Source organism: Bacillus sp. JFL15, assembly GCF_001184225.1.
Lineage (GTDB): Bacteria > Bacillota > Bacilli > Bacillales > Bacillaceae > Bacillus > Bacillus siamensis.
Window position 1 is genome coordinate 1,801,837 of the sequence record NZ_KQ236689.1, and the last position, 22,650, is coordinate 1,824,486.

At 44.6% G+C, this 22,650-nt stretch carries 22 protein-coding genes; 13 read left to right on the forward strand and 9 right to left on the reverse strand.

Annotated elements, in window-relative coordinates:
* Window positions 1–207: 207 nt before the first annotated feature.
* From AD710_RS09135 to AD710_RS09145, 3 genes are all read left to right on the forward strand, one after another.
* Complete coding sequence (locus tag AD710_RS09135) at window positions 208–882, forward strand: hypothetical protein (RefSeq protein WP_231595046.1); 675 nt, start codon at window positions 208–210, stop codon at window positions 880–882.
* A 64-nt stretch (window positions 883–946) separates the two neighbouring features.
* The gene (locus AD710_RS09140; protein ID WP_049627818.1) at window positions 947–2,149 is read left to right on the forward strand and encodes a hypothetical protein; all 1,203 of its coding nucleotides are present in this window, start codon (window positions 947–949) and stop codon (window positions 2,147–2,149) included.
* A 67-nt stretch (window positions 2,150–2,216) separates the two neighbouring features.
* Window positions 2,217–2,465, forward strand: coding sequence for a DUF2651 family protein (locus tag AD710_RS09145; RefSeq protein WP_049627819.1), 249 nt, complete (start codon window positions 2,217–2,219; stop codon window positions 2,463–2,465).
* A gap of 179 nt (window positions 2,466–2,644) precedes the next feature.
* On the opposite strand, the gene AD710_RS09150 is transcribed toward AD710_RS09145, so the two are convergent.
* Together AD710_RS09150 and glpT are read right to left on the reverse strand one after the other, a co-directional pair.
* Entirely contained in the window at window positions 2,645–3,532 is an 888-nt protein-coding gene (locus AD710_RS09150; RefSeq protein WP_049627820.1) for a glycerophosphodiester phosphodiesterase, read from the reverse strand.
* Between the two features lie 96 nt (window positions 3,533–3,628).
* Complete coding sequence (gene glpT, locus AD710_RS09155) at window positions 3,629–4,963, reverse strand: glycerol-3-phosphate transporter (protein WP_016936892.1); 1,335 nt, start codon at window positions 4,961–4,963, stop codon at window positions 3,629–3,631.
* Window positions 4,964–5,298: 335 nt separating this feature from the next.
* On the opposite strand from glpT, the gene AD710_RS09160 reads away from it, so the two are divergent.
* Window positions 5,299–5,541, forward strand: a complete 243-nt coding sequence (locus AD710_RS09160) for a DUF2651 family protein (RefSeq protein WP_016936891.1) — start codon at window positions 5,299–5,301, stop codon at window positions 5,539–5,541.
* Between the two features lie 54 nt (window positions 5,542–5,595).
* Here AD710_RS09160 and hpaB read toward each other — a convergent pair whose 3' ends face one another.
* From hpaB to AD710_RS09180, 4 genes are all read right to left on the reverse strand, one after another.
* Window positions 5,596–7,041, reverse strand: coding sequence for a 4-hydroxyphenylacetate 3-monooxygenase, oxygenase component (hpaB, locus tag AD710_RS09165; protein ID WP_016936890.1), 1,446 nt, complete (start codon window positions 7,039–7,041; stop codon window positions 5,596–5,598).
* A gap of 203 nt (window positions 7,042–7,244) precedes the next feature.
* Window positions 7,245–7,670, reverse strand: coding sequence for a hypothetical protein (locus AD710_RS09170; RefSeq protein ID WP_049627821.1), 426 nt, complete (start codon window positions 7,668–7,670; stop codon window positions 7,245–7,247).
* Between the two features lie 73 nt (window positions 7,671–7,743).
* Window positions 7,744–9,912 (reverse strand): glycoside hydrolase domain-containing protein, encoded by a 2,169-nt coding sequence (locus AD710_RS09175; protein ID WP_049627822.1) that lies wholly within the window; start codon window positions 9,910–9,912, stop codon window positions 7,744–7,746.
* 332 nt (window positions 9,913–10,244) lie between these two features.
* Window positions 10,245–10,547, reverse strand: a complete 303-nt coding sequence (locus tag AD710_RS09180; RefSeq protein ID WP_047476102.1) for a contact-dependent growth inhibition system immunity protein — start codon at window positions 10,545–10,547, stop codon at window positions 10,245–10,247.
* A gap of 298 nt (window positions 10,548–10,845) precedes the next feature.
* On the opposite strand from AD710_RS09180, the gene AD710_RS09185 reads away from it, so the two are divergent.
* From AD710_RS09185 to trhO, 8 genes are all read left to right on the forward strand, one after another.
* Window positions 10,846–11,316, forward strand: coding sequence for a helix-turn-helix transcriptional regulator (locus AD710_RS09185; RefSeq protein ID WP_049627823.1), 471 nt, complete (start codon window positions 10,846–10,848; stop codon window positions 11,314–11,316).
* A 74-nt stretch (window positions 11,317–11,390) separates the two neighbouring features.
* Entirely contained in the window at window positions 11,391–12,458 is a 1,068-nt protein-coding gene (locus AD710_RS09190) for an iron-containing alcohol dehydrogenase family protein (RefSeq protein WP_049627824.1), read from the forward strand.
* 82 nt (window positions 12,459–12,540) lie between these two features.
* Window positions 12,541–13,695 (forward strand): phosphoribosylglycinamide formyltransferase 2, encoded by a 1,155-nt coding sequence (purT, locus tag AD710_RS09195; protein WP_049627825.1) that lies wholly within the window; start codon window positions 12,541–12,543, stop codon window positions 13,693–13,695.
* Between the two features lie 478 nt (window positions 13,696–14,173).
* Entirely contained in the window at window positions 14,174–14,707 is a 534-nt protein-coding gene (gene pssA, locus AD710_RS09200) for a CDP-diacylglycerol--serine O-phosphatidyltransferase (protein ID WP_016936881.1), read from the forward strand.
* Complete coding sequence (locus tag AD710_RS09205; RefSeq protein ID WP_016936880.1) at window positions 14,698–15,186, forward strand: DedA family protein; 489 nt, start codon at window positions 14,698–14,700, stop codon at window positions 15,184–15,186. The genes pssA and AD710_RS09205 overlap by 10 nt, the downstream gene beginning before the upstream one ends.
* Entirely contained in the window at window positions 15,179–15,994 is an 816-nt protein-coding gene (locus AD710_RS09210; protein ID WP_016936879.1) for a phosphatidylserine decarboxylase, read from the forward strand. The genes AD710_RS09205 and AD710_RS09210 overlap by 8 nt, the downstream gene beginning before the upstream one ends.
* 42 nt (window positions 15,995–16,036) lie before the next feature.
* On the forward strand, window positions 16,037–16,312 hold the full coding sequence (locus tag AD710_RS09215) for a hypothetical protein (RefSeq protein ID WP_047476110.1): 276 nt from the start codon (window positions 16,037–16,039) through the stop codon (window positions 16,310–16,312).
* A gap of 106 nt (window positions 16,313–16,418) precedes the next feature.
* Window positions 16,419–17,387 carry an oxygen-dependent tRNA uridine(34) hydroxylase TrhO gene (gene trhO / locus AD710_RS09220; RefSeq protein ID WP_016936877.1) on the forward strand — a complete coding sequence of 323 codons (969 nt, stop codon included), beginning with the start codon at window positions 16,419–16,421 and terminating at the stop codon, window positions 17,385–17,387.
* Between the two features lie 36 nt (window positions 17,388–17,423).
* On the opposite strand, the gene gltP is transcribed toward trhO, so the two are convergent.
* Window positions 17,424–18,674 (reverse strand): glutamate-aspartate/proton symporter GltP, encoded by a 1,251-nt coding sequence (gene gltP, locus AD710_RS09225; RefSeq protein WP_049627826.1) that lies wholly within the window; start codon window positions 18,672–18,674, stop codon window positions 17,424–17,426.
* Between the two features lie 367 nt (window positions 18,675–19,041).
* Here gltP and AD710_RS09230 point away from each other — a divergent pair, with 367 nt between their 5' ends.
* Entirely contained in the window at window positions 19,042–20,109 is a 1,068-nt protein-coding gene (locus tag AD710_RS09230; protein ID WP_016936875.1) for a branched-chain amino acid aminotransferase, read from the forward strand.
* A gap of 39 nt (window positions 20,110–20,148) precedes the next feature.
* On the opposite strand, the gene AD710_RS09235 is transcribed toward AD710_RS09230, so the two are convergent.
* On the reverse strand, window positions 20,149–21,552 hold the full coding sequence (locus AD710_RS09235) for an amino acid permease (protein WP_197083932.1): 1,404 nt from the start codon (window positions 21,550–21,552) through the stop codon (window positions 20,149–20,151).
* A 113-nt stretch (window positions 21,553–21,665) separates the two neighbouring features.
* Window positions 21,666–22,613 (reverse strand): homocysteine S-methyltransferase, encoded by a 948-nt coding sequence (mmuM, locus tag AD710_RS09240; protein WP_049627828.1) that lies wholly within the window; start codon window positions 22,611–22,613, stop codon window positions 21,666–21,668.
* Window positions 22,614–22,650: the final 37 nt, after the last annotated feature.

The window sequence follows — 22,650 nt, forward strand, 5'->3', positions numbered from 1 at the left end:
CCGTTTTCCTTTACTCCAAGTCAAAGTTTTTGAGACAAGGCAAATAATTAACCGTAGAGAAAATACAGTACGAAGTCGAGTTTACAATAAATGTATAATCAATTAAAATATAGGAGAATAAATAGTCGGAGGTAATAAGTATGAAAACGCGAAAATTTTTTGCAACATTATGCATCGTTACTCCCTTAGTATTTGGAGGTTTTACGAGTGTTAAAGGCTGTAGACTCGTATAATTCAGAAACAGTAAACTACATATTGAAAATGAATCCGAATCTGTCGAAAAAAGAATTAATTGAATCTGTTAATAATTTAGTTAAACAAGATAATAAAACATCTAATGAGATCTTGGAAGAAATTAAAACTGAATTAAAGAAGCAAGAAAAGCTAGATAAAGAAGAAGATAAAAGTAATAGAATGAGCACAATGGGCAAGAATAGCGGGCCGAAAATTATAGGATCAAGCTCTAAAGGTAATGTTTACTATACACCTGCATCTACTTTTGGGCTTCCGCATGGACATGTCGGTATGTACTATAAGGGAAATCAAATTGTCGAATCGGTCCCTAAAAAAGGTGTTCGTGCAATAGCTTCCTCGAAACGTAAGGTCGAAAAAAATGCTGTAATTCAAAATGTGAAAGTTTCTAGTTCTAAAAAAAATAATTCAGTAAATTGGGGTTACAGCAGGGTTGGGAAGGATGGTTATTCATATAATTTTGCAACAAATAGAAAATCGAGTCATTATGGTGATAAAAACTGTTCAAAACTATTATGGTCAGCTTTTAAGCTAAAGGCTGGTATAGATATGGATAAAGATAAAGGTCTGGGTGTCTATCCAAGAGACATCAGAGATTCCAATTATACAAAAACTATTAAAACATTTTGATGAATTATTTTCACTCCCTAAGTTTATTTAGGGAGTCATATTATTTTAAGGAGTGAGATTATATTTGAACAAGATTAAGTGGCTTATTATAATTGCGGTCATAGTATTAATAGGTATATTTATATGTATCGGAACATTTAAATATACTAATTCAGTTTCTGATGTTAAACAAACTGAAACAGAAAAAGAAAAGAATTTCGTGAATGATAAAATTGCAGCTATATATTATTCAGCAACAATAGATTACCCTAAAGATGGGAGTTACACTGTATATATTGATGAAAAAGGAGCAGCAACAGCTGTAAAAGGAGATGCTATTGAGGTTGGAACCATTGCACAAGATGAAAAAAACATAGTTAGACAGGACAAAAAAGAAGTATATATGATAGGCGATAGCTTTAAGAAATTCCCGATGCAACATCAAGTACATACAAGTTATGGGCAGTCATCGGGTCATTTAATAAAAGGAAATATATTTTACTTTTTGAATAATCAAGAAGTCGGTAAAAACCATTATAATAGCTTAATCAGATGGGGTAACAGCAATGGATTTCATGAAAAAATTATACCGGGTTTCTATACAAGTACCGGTAATGACGGTGAATATATTTACGTGATAAATGAAGATTCTTCAATCAAAACACCGACTTTCCAGGATGTTAAAATAGATAAAGATAAAGTTACAGTAGGGAAAGGAACAACAATTCCTATATTAAATGAAGAAAATTGGAGTGTTTATTCACAAATAATAGTTAAAAAAAGCTCAGCCTTTTTTATACTATATAACCAAACGGATAAATCAAACAAAGTACAATTCAAAGTAGCAGAAATTGATTTAAAGCATAATAAGTTTAAAGGGGCATATCCTTTAGGCAGTTATCATATCCCTGATGAAATTTCTCAACTGGCAATTCCTCTTTCTACTAATAACTTTTTTGTGAAAAATGACACTTTATATCATTTGGCAGCTAATTCAATACTTTATACTTTTGATCTGAAAAGTATGAAGCCGAAGAAAAAACTCCCATTACATAGATCGACAAAATTTGAAAACCAAGCAAAATTCACTTATTTTGATGAGTCTGAAATTTTCTTGTTAGAAATAAGCAAGGGTGGGAAATATGTGATTAATTCTTACTCTTATAAAAACGGAAAAAAATTAAAATCTACTCCTATCAGAGGACTTGAAAAAATTATTAACAATACCCATGTTTCTGAATATGACTTTTTTATGATTAAGAAAAACAAAGAAGTATGGGGTGATTAGATATAAATGGCTAGAAAGCTGAGTGAGTATACTTAAGGGGAAATTAAATTCACAAAGGAGAATAATAATGGATGAGCTAGATCTTGCTTTTGGTATTTTACCACTTTCTATTACCGTCTTATCGATTATATTCACGTATATTCTCAAAAAAGTGTATATAATGCCGCTTGTCAGTATAGTTGTTTCAGTTATATTAATGTTCACTGTTTTTAATCTATCCTTCTGGGGATGGGTGGTTGTCTATGGTTTAGTATCACTTGTATTATCGTCTATTACTAATAGTATAAGAAAGAAAATAGATAATAGAAATAAATAATTATATTCCTTTGTTTAAAAAGGTATCACAAGTAATTCATCATTACAGTGATACCTTTTTACAATTAAGGTGAGTCTCAGCCTTTTAATAATATGCTCCGCCCGCTACATAACCCATGCTGGCGTTTGCATTATCGGGCAAAAAATGGATTCGGCATCATCTCCGAACCCATGCTGGCTTTATGATTTGTATTCTTTTTTGACCTTTTGAAATATATCCGCATAGTTGGTGAACACACCGGTTACGCCCCAATCCAGCAGGCGGCGCATGTCTGCTTCGCTGTTTACGGTATAAGGGTGGAGCAGAAGGCCGTGGCTGCGTATGTTCCGGACGTTTTGAGCGTTCAGCGCTTTGTAATCCGGTCCGATTCCGACGGCATAGGTTTTGATGTCCGCTAAATCAGCGTCAGTCATTGACGTCATCTGATCCGCTTCAAGCAATTGGACGGCGGGAAGTTTCGGATCGAGCTTTTTGATTTTCAAAAGGCTGTCCCTGCTGAAAGACTGAATGATCACTTGTCCAGGTTTCGCATGCTTACCTGCCAATTTGTATTTTTTCAGTGAAGCGATCAGTTTCTCTTCCATACCCGGATACGTTTCAGGCGCCTTCGTTTCAATATAATAATTTGCGTGTCTGCCGAATCGTTTTAACACGTCATCAAGTGTGGGAACGTGAAGTCCGGCGTATTGCGGTTTTGCTTTTTCCGGATAGGCTTTATTGAACCAAGAACCGGCGTCGAGCTTTTGAATCTCGGCTGATGTATGATCCTTCACCCAGCCGTGTCCGTTTGTGGTGCGGTCCAGCTTTTCATCATGCATGACGATCAGCTTGCCGTCTTTTGTCATTTGTAAATCCAATTCAATATAGTCTGCCTTCATTTTTTGCGCAGTTTCATAAGAAAGGATCGTGTGCTCCGGGACATACCCCGAAGCACCGCGATGGGCAATGGTTAAAATTCTGTCAGGAGACAAAAGGTTTCCTTTTCCCGCCGCCGATACAGGCGTGACAACGAATGACAATAAACCGAATGAAAGCAATACCAAAGCAAACAACTTATGTTTCCGCATGTTTTCTTCCCCCTTAATTAATCAATATCTGTCTCTAGCGTAGAAAATCGTTGTAAATGCTGTACTGCAAAAATATTAATCTTTTATGTTGTTTTCTTATACATGCTCCGCCCGCTTGCCGGTATTCCACGTCATAGCCAAGAAGACGATGGACAGCGCGCATGAGGTGACAAGCATGATAAAGCCTCCGTTCCAGTCAAAGCGGTCTACAACATAACCCATGATGGCGTTGGCAAAAGCCGAGCCTCCGATGTAGCCGAAAAACCCGGTTAAGCCGGCTGCCGTTCCCGCCGCTTTTTTAGGCGCAAGGTCAATGGCCTGAAGCCCGATCAGCATGACAGGTCCATAGATTAAGAACCCGATGCTGATCAGCGCAATATTGTCGATGAGCGGATGACCGGCAGGGTTAAGCCAGTAGACCAATACAGCGATAAATACGCCGGCCATGAACAGTACGCCAGCTGGCGCGCGGCGGCTTTTGAAAAACCGGTCGCTGATCCAGCCGCACAAAATCGTGCCCGGAATTCCCGCATATTCGTAAAGGAAATAAGACCATCTGGAGTCTTCAGGAGAGAATCCTTTCGCTTCCGTCAAATAAGTCGGGGCCCAGTCAACGACTCCGTACCGCACGAAATAAACAAACACATTGGCAAATGCGATATACCACAGAAACTTATTATTCAGCACGTATTTAAAAAGAATTTCTTTGGTCGTCATTTCTTTTTCCTGGTCTTTAAACGCATGTTTCGGATAGTCATTCCGGTATTCTTCAATCGGCGGCAGCCCGCAGGATTGCGGCGTGTCACGAACGAGAAGAACGATGACAAATGAAATGACAATGGCGATAATAGCCGGAAAGAAAAACACGCTTTTCCAAGTAACAAACATGGCGATGCCGAGAGTCACGAGCGGGGCGAGAATACCTCCGCCGATGTTATGGGCGACATTCCATATCGACATTTTCGTGCCGCGTTCACTGATGGAAAACCAATGAGCCATTGTCCGTCCGCAAGGCGGCCAGCCCATCCCTTGAAACCACCCGTTAATAAACATAAAAATAAACATAATCGTCACGCTTGACGTGACCCATGGCATGGAAACAAATAAAATATTTACGACACCTGACAAAAACAGACCCGTTGCAAGGAAATATCTCGGGTTGCAGCGGTCAGACACCATCCCCATAATAAATTTGCTAAAGCCGTAAGCGATTGATACGGCCGCAAGCACCAAGCCAAGTTCCCCTTTTGAAAACCCTTGCTCCTGAAAGTAAGGAATAGCGAAGGCAAAGTTTTTGCGGAGCAAATAATACCCGGCATACCCGATGAAAATCCCCAAAAATACTTGCAGCCTGAGCCGTTTATAGGCCGCATCCGTCTTTGAATCATCCAATCTCTCAATATGCGGAGCCGGCTTGAACAATTGAAACATCATATCCTCCCCTTTGCTGAACGTCTATCATGATGTATGTATGACTCCTTTCCTTAAAAATAACAAAAAGAACCAGAAATCACCCTCGTGTAAGGGCGGGTTTTTCTGGCTCTCCTCATCTCCATCCAAAAATCATTAACTTGTGTATGATAGCGCTTTCTTAAATTATCACAGTCTGCCATAAATGTAAACGCTTTAAGAAAAGTTTTCATTTTTTTGAATAAATCACCGAAGGGAATATCAGCGTGAGCGCGAAAGGATTTGAAGTACTTGTTTTTGTACTCAGGCATAAGATGTGGTAGGCCGATTTAAGAAAAGGGAAAGGAGTGCCTCTGTTGATTGATGAATTGGATTTTGCGTTCGGTGTTCTGCCGCTTTGTATTATCATCTTGTCAGTCGCCGGAACATATCTGTTTAAAAACGCGTTTATTATGCCGGCTGCCGCTTTGGCCGTTTGCCTTATATGCACTTTTACTGTATTGAATTTCTCGTTTATCGGATGGGCCGCTGTGTACACGCTTGTCTCTTTCGCGTTATCGCATATTACGATGGTGGTGATCAGTCAAAATAAAAAATAGGATCGGCGGCAGCCGATCCAGCTATGATAAGCAGAGAGGAGGCTCTGCTTTGTTTTATTTATGAATGTTCAGGAAGTCCTTGATGACAGCGGTCTGTTCTTCTTTCGGATAGCTATTGTACAGATGGCTGGCCAAGCGGACGGGGTCACCGAAGAAGTACCGCTCATATTGTGTCTGTCTTGTTCCGAAAGGGCTCATGGTCAAATCCCATGCCAGACGGAACACTTTTACCCGATCCTCGGCATTCAATTCAGTTGCCTGTAAATATTGGTCAAGGTCTCCTCTGATGTCTGAATGAAACGCTTTTTCAGTCGGCAAAGTCACCATTCCGCTTGCCCCGATCAGCTGAATGATCTCTGTGAAGCGCGGGTAGATGTCAGGGAAAATCGCGCTGACCACACGAAGCGGAGTGACACTCGGCCGCATATATCCCCATTCATCTGTTTCGGCATCATTCTCCGACTTTTCCAAAAGGGCTTTCATCGTTTCCAGACCGGTGATGATTTCAGCCATCTTAGCCTGAATATGCTGAAACTCGCTGACATCTATCGCATCGACAAGCGTTTGGGCGAGACCCAGGAGAAACTCCGTCTTTACAATTTGTCTCGTGATGACTTGGTGAAATGCGAAAGCGTTAAAAGAGCTTTTCATATTGAAATCATAAGCCGCCTCGTAATTATCATAAAAAAATACGCGTTCCCAAGGGACTAAAACGTTATCGAATACAACGATGGAATCCATTTCTTCATATCTTGAGCTGAGCGGATAATCAAATGATGATTTTCCCAGTACGAAAGATTCCCTGCAGATGAATTTTACGCCCTTTGTATTGGAAGGAATGGAAAAAGCGAACGCTTCATCTGATTCAAAATACATCTTAGGCAGGGAAACCACGAGCACTTCATCCGTCAGGCCGCCTTGTGTGGCCAAAATCCGGGCGCCGTGAATGACGAGGCCTTTTTCATTTTTTTCGACGACTTTTGCGGAGATCGGTGTTGGTGATACGTTTACATCCATTTGTGAACGATTCACCTGAGGGGTGATAAACGTGTGCGTAAAAGAAAGATCCTGTGTGACAGCCCGTTCGTACAGCGCCTGAACATGTTCCGGAAAACAATGCTCCCGGTCTTTCAAAAGCGCGGCAGAGGAGGCGAAGCTCATCAGGACAGTATTCATGTAATCCGGGCTTCGTCCCATCATTCCGTGCGTATGCCTGGCCCAATGCTCGAACATCTTTCTTCTTCTTTTAACGTCTTCTTTCGTTTTCGGCTGCAGGTATGAAAGCCCGGCCCGCTCTTTTTTACCGGGGAGACTGTATGTCATCTCGTCTTTCATGCCCGGTTTCGTTTGCAAATCATAAAGAGAGCGCTTCGTTTCCAGAAGGCCCTTAAATGCGGGATGTTCAGAAATGAGTCCCTCGATCTTTTCACCGTCAAGCCAAATCTCATTTTTAAGCTGGTTTAATCGGTCAATATACATTTTGCCATTAATGATACCCATCATGTAGCCCTTCTTTCTTTACAGATCCACTACCACATTATATTGAGAATGAAATTGGGTGTTCCGGTTATTTCCAGTGGGGAAGAGCCTTTTTAGAAATTTTGATATTACGGCTTTTGAGGACCACTCGGGAAGGGAAAAATTATCTTTGGAATTTTGCATAAAAAACCCCTCCTTTATAGAAGGGGGGGCAGGGGGGTTGCTTAGCTCACTATGCCTTTATATCTTTGTTCAAGAACAAAATCAATCATTCCGATGATACGAAAGTTTTCAGATTTTTCCTTGAAGTTTTTTGAGATTTGAATTTTCCGGCTGTTTTTATAGACAGAAATAAGCCAAAGAAATCCTATAACACCAATAAATAAGCGAAAAATCATTCCCGTTAAATGAGAAAATTCATTGGTCGCAAAAAACATAAATAAGGTGAATAATGTCCCGCATACTGTGATTTTTATAGAGTGTGTAAGTGAAAGCCGAGGTTCAGAAAAGTAGGTTTTTAACCTGTTAAGTGTAATGGAATCTTGTTTTTGAAGATATGTAAGCAGTTCTGTGTCGTTTTTACTGCTATTCAATAATTCTGATTCTGCTATGCTTTTGATTTCATCATATATTTGATTGTCAATTTTCATACATCATCCTCCTTAGAAGAACTACATGAATACCTTTAAGAGTATTCATGTAGTATAAAATGTTGGTCAGCCTTTAAGAAAATAATGCTCGAAAAGCACTGATAAATGCTGAAGCTCCAGCCATTTCGGGAAAAATAGTAACTAAGACTACAATTCCCAAAACTACAGCTGCGCCTGCAGTAGCTACACTAACAGCAGTTTCCCAGTCTGGTTTAAAAACTTCTTCTGATTCTGGTACTGTAAATTCCTTCTGCTTAATAATAAACGTTACAGTCGTTGCAAGTCTAGTTGTAGTACCGTCGCTTACCGGAATATTTGGTGTATAAACAGTAAACGAAATCTTTAAAGAGTCAGCGGATGGTGTGACAGCCACTTGTATATAACCATTTCGTACTGATAGACTCAAGCTGTTTAACATATCTTGATAGGATGTTAGCTGTGAAGCAGCAAGGGTCGTTTTCGTCTCACCTAACAATCCTGTTACGGATGCTCCAGGTTTTCCATTTGATATACTAATTACATTAGCTGAATTAGTACTTGGCAATATAAAAGACAATGCAGTAGAAAGGGTAATATCTAGACTTGGTGACTCATAAAGTGTTTGACTATTATCGAAGTGAAACATAGTTGTAGCGATATCCGGAATGTTACTGATTGCTGGTATACTGGATAAAATATTTGTTAAGGTACGTAACCGTGCATCATAAGTTGGATTTTCAGGCGGCTGCACGCTTGAGGCACCGCTATCTTTTCCGGAATAACTATCTTTGTCAATGGCAATGCTTTCAGATTTGCCATTAACAGTACCTTCATAGAATTGATCAAACGCCCAGTTTTTGGGCATAGGGTAGCCAAGATTGCCGCTGAATCCAGTTGACATATTTGCAACAAAACTGTGTGTTGTTAATTTTTCTTTAGCTGTTCGGATACAGATATTGCGCGGTCCATATACCCCGATATGATACTGTGGTGAATCAGGGAATCTTTGCATATTGTTGAATGCAGTCTTGATTTCTTTAAAATAAGGAATGATTTTATTGGTTACTTCATAATCATAGGCGTCAAAATCAACGGCAAAATAAATGGTTGTACCGGAGGGAAATCCCAAGGTTCGTGCTGCATCTGCTGCACTATAAGCATCTCTTGTTCCTTGATTTTTAACAAAATATGATGATTCATATCCGCCGTCTTGATAAATAGGAAATACATTTAAGCCCGCATTAAAGATAATTGACAACTCTTCTTTGCTCAGCGCTTTAGAAGTAACTAAATCGCTACCAATCCGCACATTCCCGGTCAAATATCTTCCCACGATTTTATAGCCATTCTCACGTAAAGTTTTAGCCGTATCTGCCGTTATAATTGCAGCAGTGTCACAAGCCGAAGCAGCCCGCGTTGTGTCGCCTGAGCTTGATAATAAAGCTTTAATCGTCGGCATGTCCGCATAACCTGTTTGAGGCAGGCACATAAACTCTTGGAAAGCTTTCACTGCCGATACAACGCCGACGCCGTATTTTCCGTCGAATTCACCGGGGTCAAATGATTTCCCATTACAGTAAAGCGCGTATTGAACAATCAAAACAAAGCCTGTCCGTGAATCGCCGGGAGTCAAGGTAGGACATAAGCTGGTCGTTCCGTTCCCGAAAAATCCATTGGCGACGCTTGTGCTCATGCCTTCTTCTTTTTGGAGGGCATAAATGAGAGCCTTGTTTGTATCGCGGGCATATAAGCCGTCACAAGGCATCAAGCCGATGTAGTCATTGTAATCCCTGTTCAGGTTCTGCTGGATTTGGCGGATTTTTTTGTCGCCCCCCGCTACTAACCGAAAAGCGCTCATATCCAGCAAGGCTTTCATAATGAGTGCTGTGACGATGCCGTCTTGCTTAGTGAGCCCGGCCGCTTTTTGAAACTCTTTTACAGCGCTTTCGGTATTTTCATAGAAAACGCCAGAAAATCCGCCCGGGTTAAATCCTTTACACCATAGCGCCCCTTGCAGAATGTAATTCATGTTGGTCGGCTTAGAATCGGGAGCCTGCTTTTTCAACGGTTTAAATAATCTTTGTGTCGTCGGTCCGAAGTTATCGGCAGGTTCAGAAATACCAAGCTCGATTTGAAGAGCCCGTGTCAGACCGTAAATGGTATCCCAACCCGTTTTTCCGTTTTCCGGCACTTTGTTGTACCCGTGTCTGCCTTTGTACGTCTCATTCAGCCATTGCTGTGTTTCAAGGACCATTTCGTCCATTGCAATCCCTCCATTACGTGTAGTGTGCGTTCATTAATAGGTGGCAAACGTATGACAGCTTGTCTGCGCCTCTGAAACTTCGGAACGTCAGGACGGGCATAGGAGACATCTTCAAAAAAGGCAGCAAGCGATCCTGCATCAATGGGAATCGCTCGCTTTATTTACACGTTTTCAGTATTCTGCTTTGGATTTGGTTTCATTTCGGACCTATTAAATCCGCATAAAATGAGTGCCCCCGCAAGTGGCGATCCGAGTCTTTTTCCTGAAGGAATATCACAGATGGAGATTACCATGCGCCATTCTGCTCTCATCTGAATTCAATTTCACACTGCTTATCGATTTAAGTATAGTTCAATTTTTTTTGTTACTTGTTTTAACCATTCTAAAGGTGATATTTCGTAGTAAGGAAAGTAAACTCCATCGGCACATTCATCTATGAGAGTATTTTTTTCTTCAATTGTCCAATCACTATTGATAAAGTTTCTCAGAAGAGGAACCAGAGATATTAAGTATTGTCTTGATTCTTCATTCAGCAATTCTTCGTATACGGATTCCATTGAATCATAATCCTGGTGAAAGTAACCAGATAAAAAATTGCTTACTTCCTCTAAACTCTCATTCTTTACCTGTTCCATTTTATCCACCTCTATTTAACCGGAGAGCCAGTCAGTATAAAACTGCCATCTGTTTTTCCTTTTAATACAATTTTAGCGTTTGTCATTTCTATTATACGAGTTGACCCTTACAGTGTCCTTTCGCCTGATTTTCTCCGACCGTATTTTACCATGAGGATGCCAATTTCTGTTCGTAAATTGAGAAAAAGAGGAAAAGGGTACTTTTTTACCGCTTCTTTTGATTCATTTAAAAATGTACCGATATAAAAAAGGCGTCACGCGGTGTAAAATGGCTATATTGATAAATATGGAGGTTGAGATGGATCAAGATTATATGACTGAGCTTGTCTCGGTCCAGCTGAAGAAAATCCGGTCGGAGAGAGGCTATACGCAAGAGAAAATGGCGGATGTGATCGGTCTTTCCAAAAAGGCGCTGGTGCAGATTGAGAAAGGGCGGGCGCTTGCGGAATGGCCGCATGTTGTGGCGGTTTGCGCGCTTTTCAGATCAAGTGAAACACTGCAATCCGTATTAGGAGATGATCCGCTGGAGGTCATTGAAGCGGTTGCCCATCGCACAATTGACAGGCCGAAGGGGAAGACGATGGGCGGCAAGGTGTGGTGGAAAACCATCGAGAAAAAAGGTGAGTTCCGCTTGCAGCAGCATTTGATTTCCCACCATTACCGCATCCTGGATTCTTATGATGATCTGTGGTTCAGCAGTTTTGAAAAGGCAGAGGCTTTGGAGCGGCTTGATGAGCTGTTTGTGGAGGCGGAGGAGGCGAAGCGCTGACGCACCTCCGGTTGATGTATTTTCTGACAAGTGAGAAAATATATATATAAATTCCAGCCAGAGGAGAGATTCGAATGAAGCCTGAAGATATCGTGCGAAGCGGCCCGAATCAATATATATGTAAGGAAGGAATCGCAAAAGAGCTTCCGGGGCTGCTGGAGACATTCAGAAAACCCGTGATTGTGACCGGAATCAAATCCTATCAGGCGTTCTCCGATTACAACGGCGGTTCTTCCTGGGATGTGATTCAGCATAAAGGATACTGTTCACCTGAGGCGGTGCGTAAGGTCTGTGAGCAGGCGAAAGATGCGGATGTGATCATCGGTATCGGAGGCGGCACGATGTTGGATTTGGCAAAAGCGGCGGCAGACCGGCTTGATATTGAGACTGTGATGGTTCCTTCCATCGCGGGAACGTGTGCCGCAAGTACGCCGTTAAGTGTCATGTATGATGAGAGCGGCAATTTTATCAGAGTGGATTACCATAAGCGTTCAAGCTATTTGACGCTTGTTGATCCGCTGTTTTTACTTTCCTCTCCCATTGAATATATGAAAAGCGGGATCGGTGATACGCTGGCGAAATGGTATGAGGCCGAAGCGGTCATCAGAAATACGGGGACGGCGCCGCTGATGGCTCAGGCGGGGCTGAGGCAGGCGGAATATATTCGTGATCTGTTATTGCGTTACAGTGAAGCAGCCGTCGTAAGCATGGAGAAAGGTGAGCTGTCAGTACCGTTCATCCAGACGGCGGAAACGATTATTATGCTCGCGGGAACGGTCGGCGGCTATGGGGGCCGTTTGTGCAGGATGGCAGGGGCGCATGCGGTGCACAACGGACTCAGCTTTATTCAGGAGACACATCAGGTGCTGCACGGTCAGAAGGTTGCTTACGGCATATTGGTGCAGCTTGCGCTTGAGAATCGGAGACATGAGATTGAAGAGCTGCTTCCGTTTTACCGCCGGCTCGGATTTCCCGTCAGTCTCCAAGATCTCGGCATCCGTGACATGCATGAGGAAGCCAAGCGCCGCATCTCTTCTCACGCCTGCCGGGCGGAAGAATCGTTATGCTTAATGGGGCAATATGGCGAGAAGGACGTGTCAGCGGCGATTGAATCGCTCGAATCAGCGCAAAAGACAGGATAGAGCTTGGTTATCTGTCTTGTCTTTATTTTTTGAATATTTCCGTTATAATGAGGGAGGTATAGAAAGGGAGGGGCCAAAGGACATGTATCAGGCGAAAAAGATGTTGTTATTGGGATCAGGCGAGCTGGGGAAAGAAGTCGTCATTGAAGCGCAGCGGCTCGGGGTTGTCACTGTAGCCGTTGACAGCTATGAGCATGCCCCTGCCATGCAGACCGCGCACAAAAGCTATGTCATCGATATGCTCGATAAAGCGCAGGTCAGAGAAGTCATTGAAAAAGAAAAACCGGACTTGATTGTACCGGAAGTGGAAGCCATTGCGACGGATGAGCTGCTGAAGCTTGAGGAAGAAGGCTTTCACGTCATCCCGAATGCGCGTGCGGCGAAGCTGACGATGGACCGTGAAGGCATCAGACGGCTTGCGGCAGAGAAGCTGCACCTTCCGACTGCCGGCTATGAATTCGCGAATACATATGAAGAATTTAAAGAAGCGGCGGAAACAATCGGCTTTCCGTGCGTGGTGAAGCCGCTGATGAGCTCTTCCGGAAAAGGGCAAAGCGTGTGCCGCTCGGCTTCCGGGCTGGAAAGCTGCTGGAATATGGCGATGGAAGGCGGCCGGGTGAAAAACGGCCGGGTCATCGTTGAGGAATTCATTCCGTTTGAATCCGAAATCACTCTTTTGACAGTGCGCGCGGCGAACGGTACATCCTTTTGCGCACCGATCGGACATGAACAAAAAGACGGTGACTATATTGAATCGTGGCAGCCTCATCATATGACAGAACAGCAGATTGAAGAGGCGAAACACATTGCGAAAAGCATAACGGACTCACTCGGCGGATACGGTTTGTTCGGGGTTGAGCTTTTCCTTACTAAAGATAAGGTATATTTCAGCGAAGTGTCTCCCCGTCCGCATGATACGGGCCTCGTCACACTTGTGACGCAAAATTTGTCAGAGTTCGCGCTGCATGTCCGTGCGATAATGGGATTCCCGATTCCGGAAATCACACAGCTGTCGCCGGGGGCAAGCCGTCCGCTGAAGGCGCCAAAAGAGCTTGCTGATTACGCGGTTGAAGGTATGGAGAAGGCCTTGGCGGTAAAAAGCACTCAGGTCCGCATATTCGGAAAACCTGTCACGAAAGCCGGACGCCGAATGGCGGTTGCGCTTTCTGCAGCCGAGACGGTTGAAGAGGCGAGAGAAAGAGCGGCTGAAGCACTCAGTCATTTATCTGTTACATAAACCTATCTTAAGAGGCGTTTTTACCGTAATGGTAAGGCGCCTTTTTTGTGTGGGCAGACTATATACTGGAAAACGGGGTTGTGAGATAATGTATGAGGCCGTTTTGTGCCGGCTTTTTCATTCATGAAACTTTTTATGTCCGCAATCGTTATATGTAATGTTCTCATTTAACGGAGAAGGAAATAACTATACATCATAAGGCTTTTCATTCGTGAAGCGCGGACAGACCGTATCATCGGCATGGAATATTTAAGCAGGGTAATCCGGAATAGAGATAACGCCGATTGCTTACCTTAATATGAACGGCGAAAAAACAAAAATCACCAGATTAGATTGTTCAAATAACACCAAATGCTGTATAATAAAAGAATTTGAATGATAGCATTGAAAGAATTTCATTTTATGTTTCCGTAAAATGGAGTCTTTATGCATACGCAGTCCGATTTGATATGGTTTTAATTGGAGGTTTGTGTAAACTGTGAATTATATACCTAGTATGATCACAATTGGAAATTTTATTTGCGGGCTTCTATCGATTCATTCCCTTTTGTATCATAATATTCACTCCGCGGTGATCTTTATTTTCATCGGGATGTTTCTCGATTTTTTTGACGGTTTGGCCGCCCGTAAGCTGAACGCGGTATCGGAGATGGGAAGGGAGCTTGACTCTTTTGCTGATCTCGTGACGTTCGGTGTGGCGCCGTCTATGCTTGCTTACACTGTTTCACTATATACGATTCCGTTCATCGGAATTTTAATCGCGCTTTCCTACAGCATCTGCGGAATGATCCGGCTCTCGAGATTTAATATCGGACAAAGCAAGCTGCCGACGTTTATCGGGATGCCGATTCCGTTTGCGGGGATGTGTCTTGTCATTTTGAGCTTCATCAATAACGCTTTTCTTCTGGGGGCAGGAACGATTGCCCTCGGTTATTTAATGGTCAGCAATATTAAATTTCCCCACTTTAAAAAACAGGCGCCTGAAAACCTGGAGAGCAGAAGATGGAATTAGTTCAGCAATTAATCTCCGATTACGGATATATCGCGATTTTTCTCATGCTGACACTTGGTATTATCGGATTGCCTATTCCGGATGAAGTCATGATGACGCTTGTGGGCTACTTCGCCCATATAAAAGTGCTGAATTATGAGCTCTCCATTCTGATCAGCTTTATCGGAGCTCTCCTGGGGATGATTATCAGCTACTTCATCGGCAGAAAAGCCGGCCGGCCGTTTATTAATAAGTTCGGAAAATGGGTCGGCTTGAAGGAAAAGAGGATGGAGAAAGTAGACAGGTGGATGAAAAAGTACGGGCCGTACACCATTATTTTGGGTTATTTCATTCCAGGCATCAGACACGTGACCTGCTACTTTTCCGGAATCGGCAGAATGGATTTCAAAACCTACTTATGCTTCGCCGCCATCGGAGCGTTTTTATGGTGTTTTATTTTTATTACTATAGGAAAATTCATAGGAGTAATCAATGTTTAATACTGCTGCTAAAGTTCTTTATCGTTCATTGATTGAACTGACTAATAATCGATTGACGTCCCATCTCATTAAAAACTTCTGTGAATCGAAACTGAGCAAGCCGATGATTCCGCTGTTTTCCAAACACTATCGCATCAACTGGAATGAAACGGAACGGACAGCCTCTGACTTTGATTCACTGGCGTCATTTTTCATTCGTGATATTAATTTGAATCTCCGCCCCGTGGCAAAAGAGAAGAACGCCATCGTCAGTCCTGTGGATGGCGTCGTTCAGACGGTGGGCATGATTAATCCGAATCAAACCTTCATGGTAAAAGGGAAGGATTATTCGTTCGCTGAACTGACGGGGTTTAAAAGCGCCGATCACAAATACAACGGCGGCCGTTTTGCCGTGCTTTATCTGAGCCCGAGACATTACCACCGCTTCCATTCCCCCATCAGCTGTACGTATCAGAAGCTGGCCGAGCTGGGGAAACGCTCCTATCCCGTCAATACGATGGGATTGAAGTACGGGAAAGACGTGCTCTCAAAAAATTACCGTTATGTGTACGAGCTCACCCGTGGTAACCAGCAGATGCTCATGATTCCGGTAGGTGCGATGAATATTAATTCCATCGTTCAGACAAACACCGGAAACAGGCTTGAAACGGGTGAAGAGCTGGGCTATTTTTCATTTGGATCGACCGTTATTTTAGTATTTGAGAAGGATATGTTTACCCCTTCGGATAACCTCATTGAAGGCCGGGAATTACAGGTCGGCCAGATCATCGGTTATGCGGAGTCACAGGAGGAGGCGTCCGCTTTATAAAAGCTGCTCCTCTTTTTTATATGGTGTAAGGAAGTGAACAATATGGAAGAAAAGGATTTGGCAAAGCTGATAGAGCAGTACCGGCTTACAGCCAATCAGCAAGCTTTGGAAGCCGTGCGGGATGCCTGCTGGCCTGTCATCGAATCGCTCATCTCGGAACTGGGTGAAGACAGCGCCGATGTCCTGCGCGAAAAAGGCCGTGATCGTTTTCCGTTTATCATCGGCAAGTATCAGACTGCCGCCGGCCTTTCACTTGAAATCTTTTTGCGCAATACGTATCGGTTTTATTTTCAGCAGGTAATAAAAGGAGAAGCGTGACTGGAAGAAAGAGTCCGGACGGAAATGTTCATCTTTCGCCCGTTTTCCTGTATGATATAGTATAGTGTGCGTGATCATTAATATAATTGAACAGGGTGTATAAATCATGGAAAAACAATATAGAGTTTTACTTTATTATAAATATGTAAAGATTGATGAGCCTGAGGAATTCACGGCTCAGCATTTGAAGTTTTGTAAGGAGCTCGGTCTGTTAGGCCGTATTTTGATTTCTGAGGAAGGCATTAACGGTACGGTGTCCGGAACGGTTGAACAGACGGATCAATACATGAATGCGCTGAAAGCTGATCCGCGTTTTGCCGACATGCCGATCAAAATTGATGAGACTGACGGACATGCGTTCCGCAAAATGTTTGTCCGCCATAAAAAAGAGCTGGTGACGCTTCGTCTCGAAGATGATGTTGATCCGAATACCACGACGGGCAAACACTTAAAACCGAAAGACTTTTATGAGCAAATGCAGGATCCTGACACGATCGTGATTGACGCCAGAAACGACTATGAGTATGATCTCGGTCATTTCCGCGGAGCGGTCAGACCTGATATTGAGGCGTTCCGTGAGCTGCCGGACTGGATTGAAGAGCACAAAGACATGCTCGAAGGCAAAAAAATCCTCACGTACTGCACAGGCGGCGTACGCTGTGAGAAATTTTCCGGCTGGCTGCTGAAGCAGGGCTTTGAAGACGTGTCCCAGCTTGACGGCGGTATCGTCACTTACGGTAAAGATCCTGAAGTCCAAGGCAAACTGTGGGACGGACAGTGCTACGTATTTGACGAAAGAATCAGCGTACCGGTCAACCGCGTAGAGCATGTCATTATCGGAAAAGATTATTTCACGGGCGAGCCTTGCGAGCGTTATGTGAACTGCGCAAATCCGGCATGTAATAAAAAAATGATCTGCACACCTGAGAATGAATACAAGTACATGCGCAGCTGCAGTCACGAATGCCGTACAAACGAACGCAACATGTATGTGAAAGAGCACGAAATGACTCAAGAAGAAATCAATGAACGCCTTGCTTTGATTGAAAAAGAAGATCATGCGGCGATTGATTAATAGAAAAGACCACCAATGAGGTGGTCTTTTTTGTGTTTACATACTTTCCGTCCGGGCGGTCTGGTCCGCCGTGACGGGCCCTTTATATGTGAAAGCTTTTTCCCATTTGGATACGACGATGCAGGCGACCGCATGGCCGGGCACGTTGACGCCGGTTCTCGCCATGTCCATGACGCGGTCGACACCGGCAATGATGGCGACGCCTTCCGCGGGGAGACCGACGGCATTCGCTGTCGCCAGAAGCACGACGAGTGAGCCTGACGGGACGGCGGCAATGCCTTTGCTTGTCATGACGAGCACAAGCATCATCAGAAGCTGCTGAGAAAGCGGCATCTCCACATGAAAAGCCTGCGCCAGAAAAATACATGACACTGATAAATAGAGACTGGAGCCGTCACAATTCAGCGATAAGCCTGACGGAACCACAAAGGAGACGACCCGCTTCGGGCAGCCGTATTTCTCCATCCGATCCATCAGCTGAGGCAGAATGGTTTCTGTGCTTGTCGTGGAAAAAGCAATCAAAAACAGATCCCAAATCATTTTCAGCACTTCAAAGTACTTGATTTTAAAGATAAGCCCGACAATCGGAAACAGAACGAAGAGGATCAAAAACAGCCCGAGAAACACAGTGCCGATCAGCTTCAGCATCGGGAGCAAAAGCGCGATTCCGAATTGTCCGACTGAGGCGGCCATAAGGGCAAGAACGCCGATCGGAGCGGTGACCATCACCATTTGCGTCAGCTTGAACATAATATTTGCCGTTGATTCAAAGAAATTCATGACAGGTGCGGAGGCTTTGCCAATGCCGGCTGCGGCAACACCGAATAGGATCGCGAAAAAGATGACGGCGAGAAGATCGTTTTTCGCCATAACGTCAATGATATTAACGGGGATAATATCAAGAAGCATTTGTTTCAGGTCGACTACTTTTTCCGTATAGCCGGAAAGCTCGTGAATGTCTTTTTTAGCAAGGTGAGAGAGGTTAAGGCCGACTCCCGGCTTCAGCACGTTTGCCAATAGGAGGCCGAGCCCCAGAACAAGCGTCGTAATCACTTCAAACCAAATAATCGTTTTGATGCCGAGACTGCCCATCTTTTTCATACTGCCGCTGCCGGCGGCTCCGATGACAATGGTCGAGAACACGATCGGCACGACAATCATTTTAATCAGGCGGATAAATCCGTCTCCCACGGGCCGCAGCGCCATCCCGAAATCCGGGAAGAAATGGCCGATCAGTGCTCCGATGGCTAAGGCGATCAAAATCTGAAATGCGATAAATTTTTTCAAGCGAATCCCCCTTTTACTTGCGCATTTCTTACGTAATTCGTGAAGCAGGCGGCAACCACCTTCCTCTCCGCCATAAATTTGTCACAAAATTGACTTTGCGAAAGAGAGGATTTCTTTACATTATGTAAGCGCAATCATTTAATATGACAGAAAGTCCTCATTGAAAAAGATGAAGGAGAATAAAATAAAGCAAGATTTTTACTTGAAAATATCAAAAATTTTGATAATTATCCTCTTATAAGTGGTATATTTGATATGATACGGTCAACTGCATCCTTATATATCTGTGCACACGATTCAGACAGAGAAAACAGGCAGATTATAAAAGACTGAAAATTTAAACAATTACAAGAAAGGTGTGCTTTTGTTGAATCAACTGATTGAAAGACGTAAGGTCACAGCTAGAAAAGAAAAACCGGATTCCGCTTCATTGGGATTTGGCAAGTACTTCACTGATTACATGTTTGTCTTGGATTACGAAGAAGAAAGAGGCTGGCATGATCCGAGAATCACACCATATGAACCGGTTCATCTTGATCCGTCCGCATCCGTTTTCCATTACGGGCAGGCCGTATTTGAAGGGCTGAAGGCTTACAGATCAGAAGACGGTCGGGCATTGATGTTCCGTCCTGACCAAAATATAAAGCGGCTGAATAAATCGCTGCGGCGGATGAGCATGCCGCCTCTCGATGAGAAGCTTGCGCTGGAAGCACTGGTACAATTGGTGGAGCTGGAGCAGGAATGGATTCCGAAAGAAAAAGGAACTTCTTTATATATCCGTCCGTTTGTGATTGCGACCGAGCCTTCTTTAGGCGTCCGGCCTTCCAAGCGTTATAAATTCATGGTTGTCCTGACGCCGGTCGGTTCGTATTACGGCGATCAGCTGAAACCGATCCGTATTTATGTCGAGGATGAGTATGTGCGCGCCGTCACCGGCGGAGTGGGCGATGTCAAAACGTCCGGAAACTATGCGGCCAGCTTACAGGCTCAGCGGAAAGCCGAAGAACTGGGTTATGATCAGGTGCTTTGGCTCGACGGAGTGGAAAAGAAATATGCCGAAGAGGTAGGCAGTATGAATATCTTTTTCATTATAAACGGAGAGGCTGTAACGCCGGCGCTAAACGGAAGCATTCTCGGGGGCATCACCCGCGCATCTGTGATAGAGCTGTTAAAAAGCTGGGGCATCCGCGTCAGGGAAGAACGGGTTGCCATTGATGACATCTATCATGCCGCGATGAGAGGCGAGGTGTCAGAAGTATTCGGTACGGGAACCGCAGCTGTCATCTCACCGGTCGGCGAGCTGCACATTCACGGAGAAACAATTGAGCTGAATAACGGCTTGATCGGTGAAGTGTCAGAAAGGCTCTATGAAACCATTACCGGCATCCAGGTCGGGAAGGTGCCGGATTCGTTCAGATGGGTGGTTGAAGTATAAACAAAAAAAGAACCCTTGCGCGGCAGGGTTCTTTTTTGTTTATTGAGATTTTGCGGCTTGAACACGGGTGCGGCTGTTCCGGTTTTTTAAGTAATAAACGCTGTAACAGACGGCCATAAAGGCAATTCCGCAATAAAGGGCGATGGCCTGGTTCGGATCAAAAGCAATGCCGATACAGGAGGCAAGGCACAGGATAAAGGCCGCTAGCGGCACGGCCGGATATCCCGGTGTCCTGTATGTTAAGTCTGAAAGCTGATGGCCTTCTCTAAGAAACCGCCTTCTGAACAAAAATTGCGATGCGGCAATGCTCATCCACACCGCCACTACCGCAAATCCTGAGACAGAGACGAGAACAAGATACACTGTATCCGCTGCGAACACGCTTGACAGCAGTGACAGAATGCCGCCGATCATACTGAAAATCAGGGCGTTAAAAGGGATGCCTTTAGACGTCAGCCTGGCAAAGGCGGGGTGAAGCTCACCTTCTTTAGACAGGGACCACAGCATTCGTGATGAGGCGTACAGCCCCGAATTCGCCGCAGACAGAAGCGCCGTCAAAATAACGAAATTCATCAGATCGGCCGCATACGGCACGCCGATTCTGTCGAATACCGTAACGAACGGGCTTTCAATCACACCCGCTTCTTGGATGGAGATCATGCCCGACAGCACAAAAATCGTTCCGATAAAGAAAAGCGCCAGCCGCCAGACTGTAGTCTTAATGGCGCGCGGAACGGTTTTTTCCGGATCAGCGCTTTCCCCGGCGGCAATTCCGATCAATTCCGTCCCTGAAAAGGCGAAGTTTACTGACAGCATCGTCATCAGTATCGGAAAAAAACCATTTGGAAAAAGACTGCCGCCATCCGTAAAGTTCGACAGCATAGGTGCCGCCTCACCGCTTTTCATCGGGACGATGCCGAACATCGCCGCTCCGCCCAATAAAATAAACAGCAGGATGGCTAAGACTTTAATGCTTGAGAACCAAAACTCCGATTCAGCAAAAAATTTCACGGAGAAGGCGTTTAATAAAAAGATGAAAAGAGCGAATACGGCACTCCACATCCAAACCGAAGTATGCGGGAACCAGCGCTGCATGAAGAGCCCGGCCGCCGTGAATTCAGAGCCCAGCGCCACCGCCCACGTCAGCCAGTACAGCCATGCGACCGTAAAGCCCGTCGCGGGCCCGATATAGGTTTTCGCATAGGTGTGGAATGCGCCCGTCACCGGCATGGCCACTGACAGTTCACCGAGGCAAAGCATGACAAGATAGACGATGCCCGCGCCCAAAAGGTATGCAAAAATGGTACCCGCCGGACCCGCCTGATGAATGGTATACCCCGAGCTTAAAAACAGCCCCGTTCCGATTACACCTCCGAGTGAGAGCATAAAGAGGTGCCTGCTTTTCATACTTCTCTGAAAATTCGTCTCGTTCTTGTTGTTCATTGTTTTCCAACTTTCTGCGAGAGCCGTTCTAATAAAAAATCTCATGCCGGCGAACGGCACGAGATTCCGGCGAACCGGCTTTTTGAATAGAATATACAAACTATTCCGATTAGTCAAGTTGTTTTTATGGTTTTGGCCCAAGCGGCAATGGCCTGAATATCCGCGGGTTTCGTCCGGCAGCAGCCTCCGATCAGGCTTGCGCCGTTTTCGTACCAGCTTTGCGCGCTCTTTCCGAAATGTTTTGCGCACGCTTCACCTTTCCAGGTTTTTGTTTTCGGGTCGTATTGTTCGCCTGAGTTCGGATAGACGATAATCGGCTTGGACGCTGCCCGTTTGATTTCTTTTATCAGCGGCGGAATATGTTCGATCGGTGTGCAGTTGATGCCGATCGCCGCGATCTGGCTGCAGGAGCCGAGCAGGGCCGCGCATTCGGAAATAGGCGTGCCTTCGCTGATATGCCGTCCGTCTTTGGCGCTGAAGCTCATCCACGCATAAGTGCCGGGGAATTCGTCCAGCAGCCTTATGATCGCTTTTGCCTCTGACAGGCACGGAATGGTCTCGCACGCCAAAAGATCGGCGCCGGATTCTATAAGGGCTTTCATCCGGGGGCGGTGAAAGCTGATCAGCTCATCCTCCGTCAGTCCGTAATGCCCGCGATATTCAGAGCCATCGGCAAGGCTCGCGCCGTAAGGTCCGATAGAAGCGGCGATCAAAGGTTTGGGACGGTCTGAACGGTTTTCTTCATGCGCCCAAAATTCATCGCGAGCTTGGACGGCGAGCTCAACTGATGTCTGAATCAGGCGGATCGCATCGGTTTCTGAGATGCCGCGAGCCGCAAATCCTTCAATCGTTGATTGATAGCTGGCGGTGATCGCGCAATCAGCGCCGGCGGCAAAATATTCGGCATGCACCTGTTTGATCAGTTCGGGTTTTTCCAAAAGAATTTTGGCCGACCACAGATCGTCATGTAAATCACAGCCCATCCGTTCAAGCTCGGTTGCCATCGCTCCGTCTATGATCATAACCGGGTATTCATCTAATATGTGTGTAATGGGGTTCATAGGCATTCCTTTCTGACTATACTGAAAATATATAAAA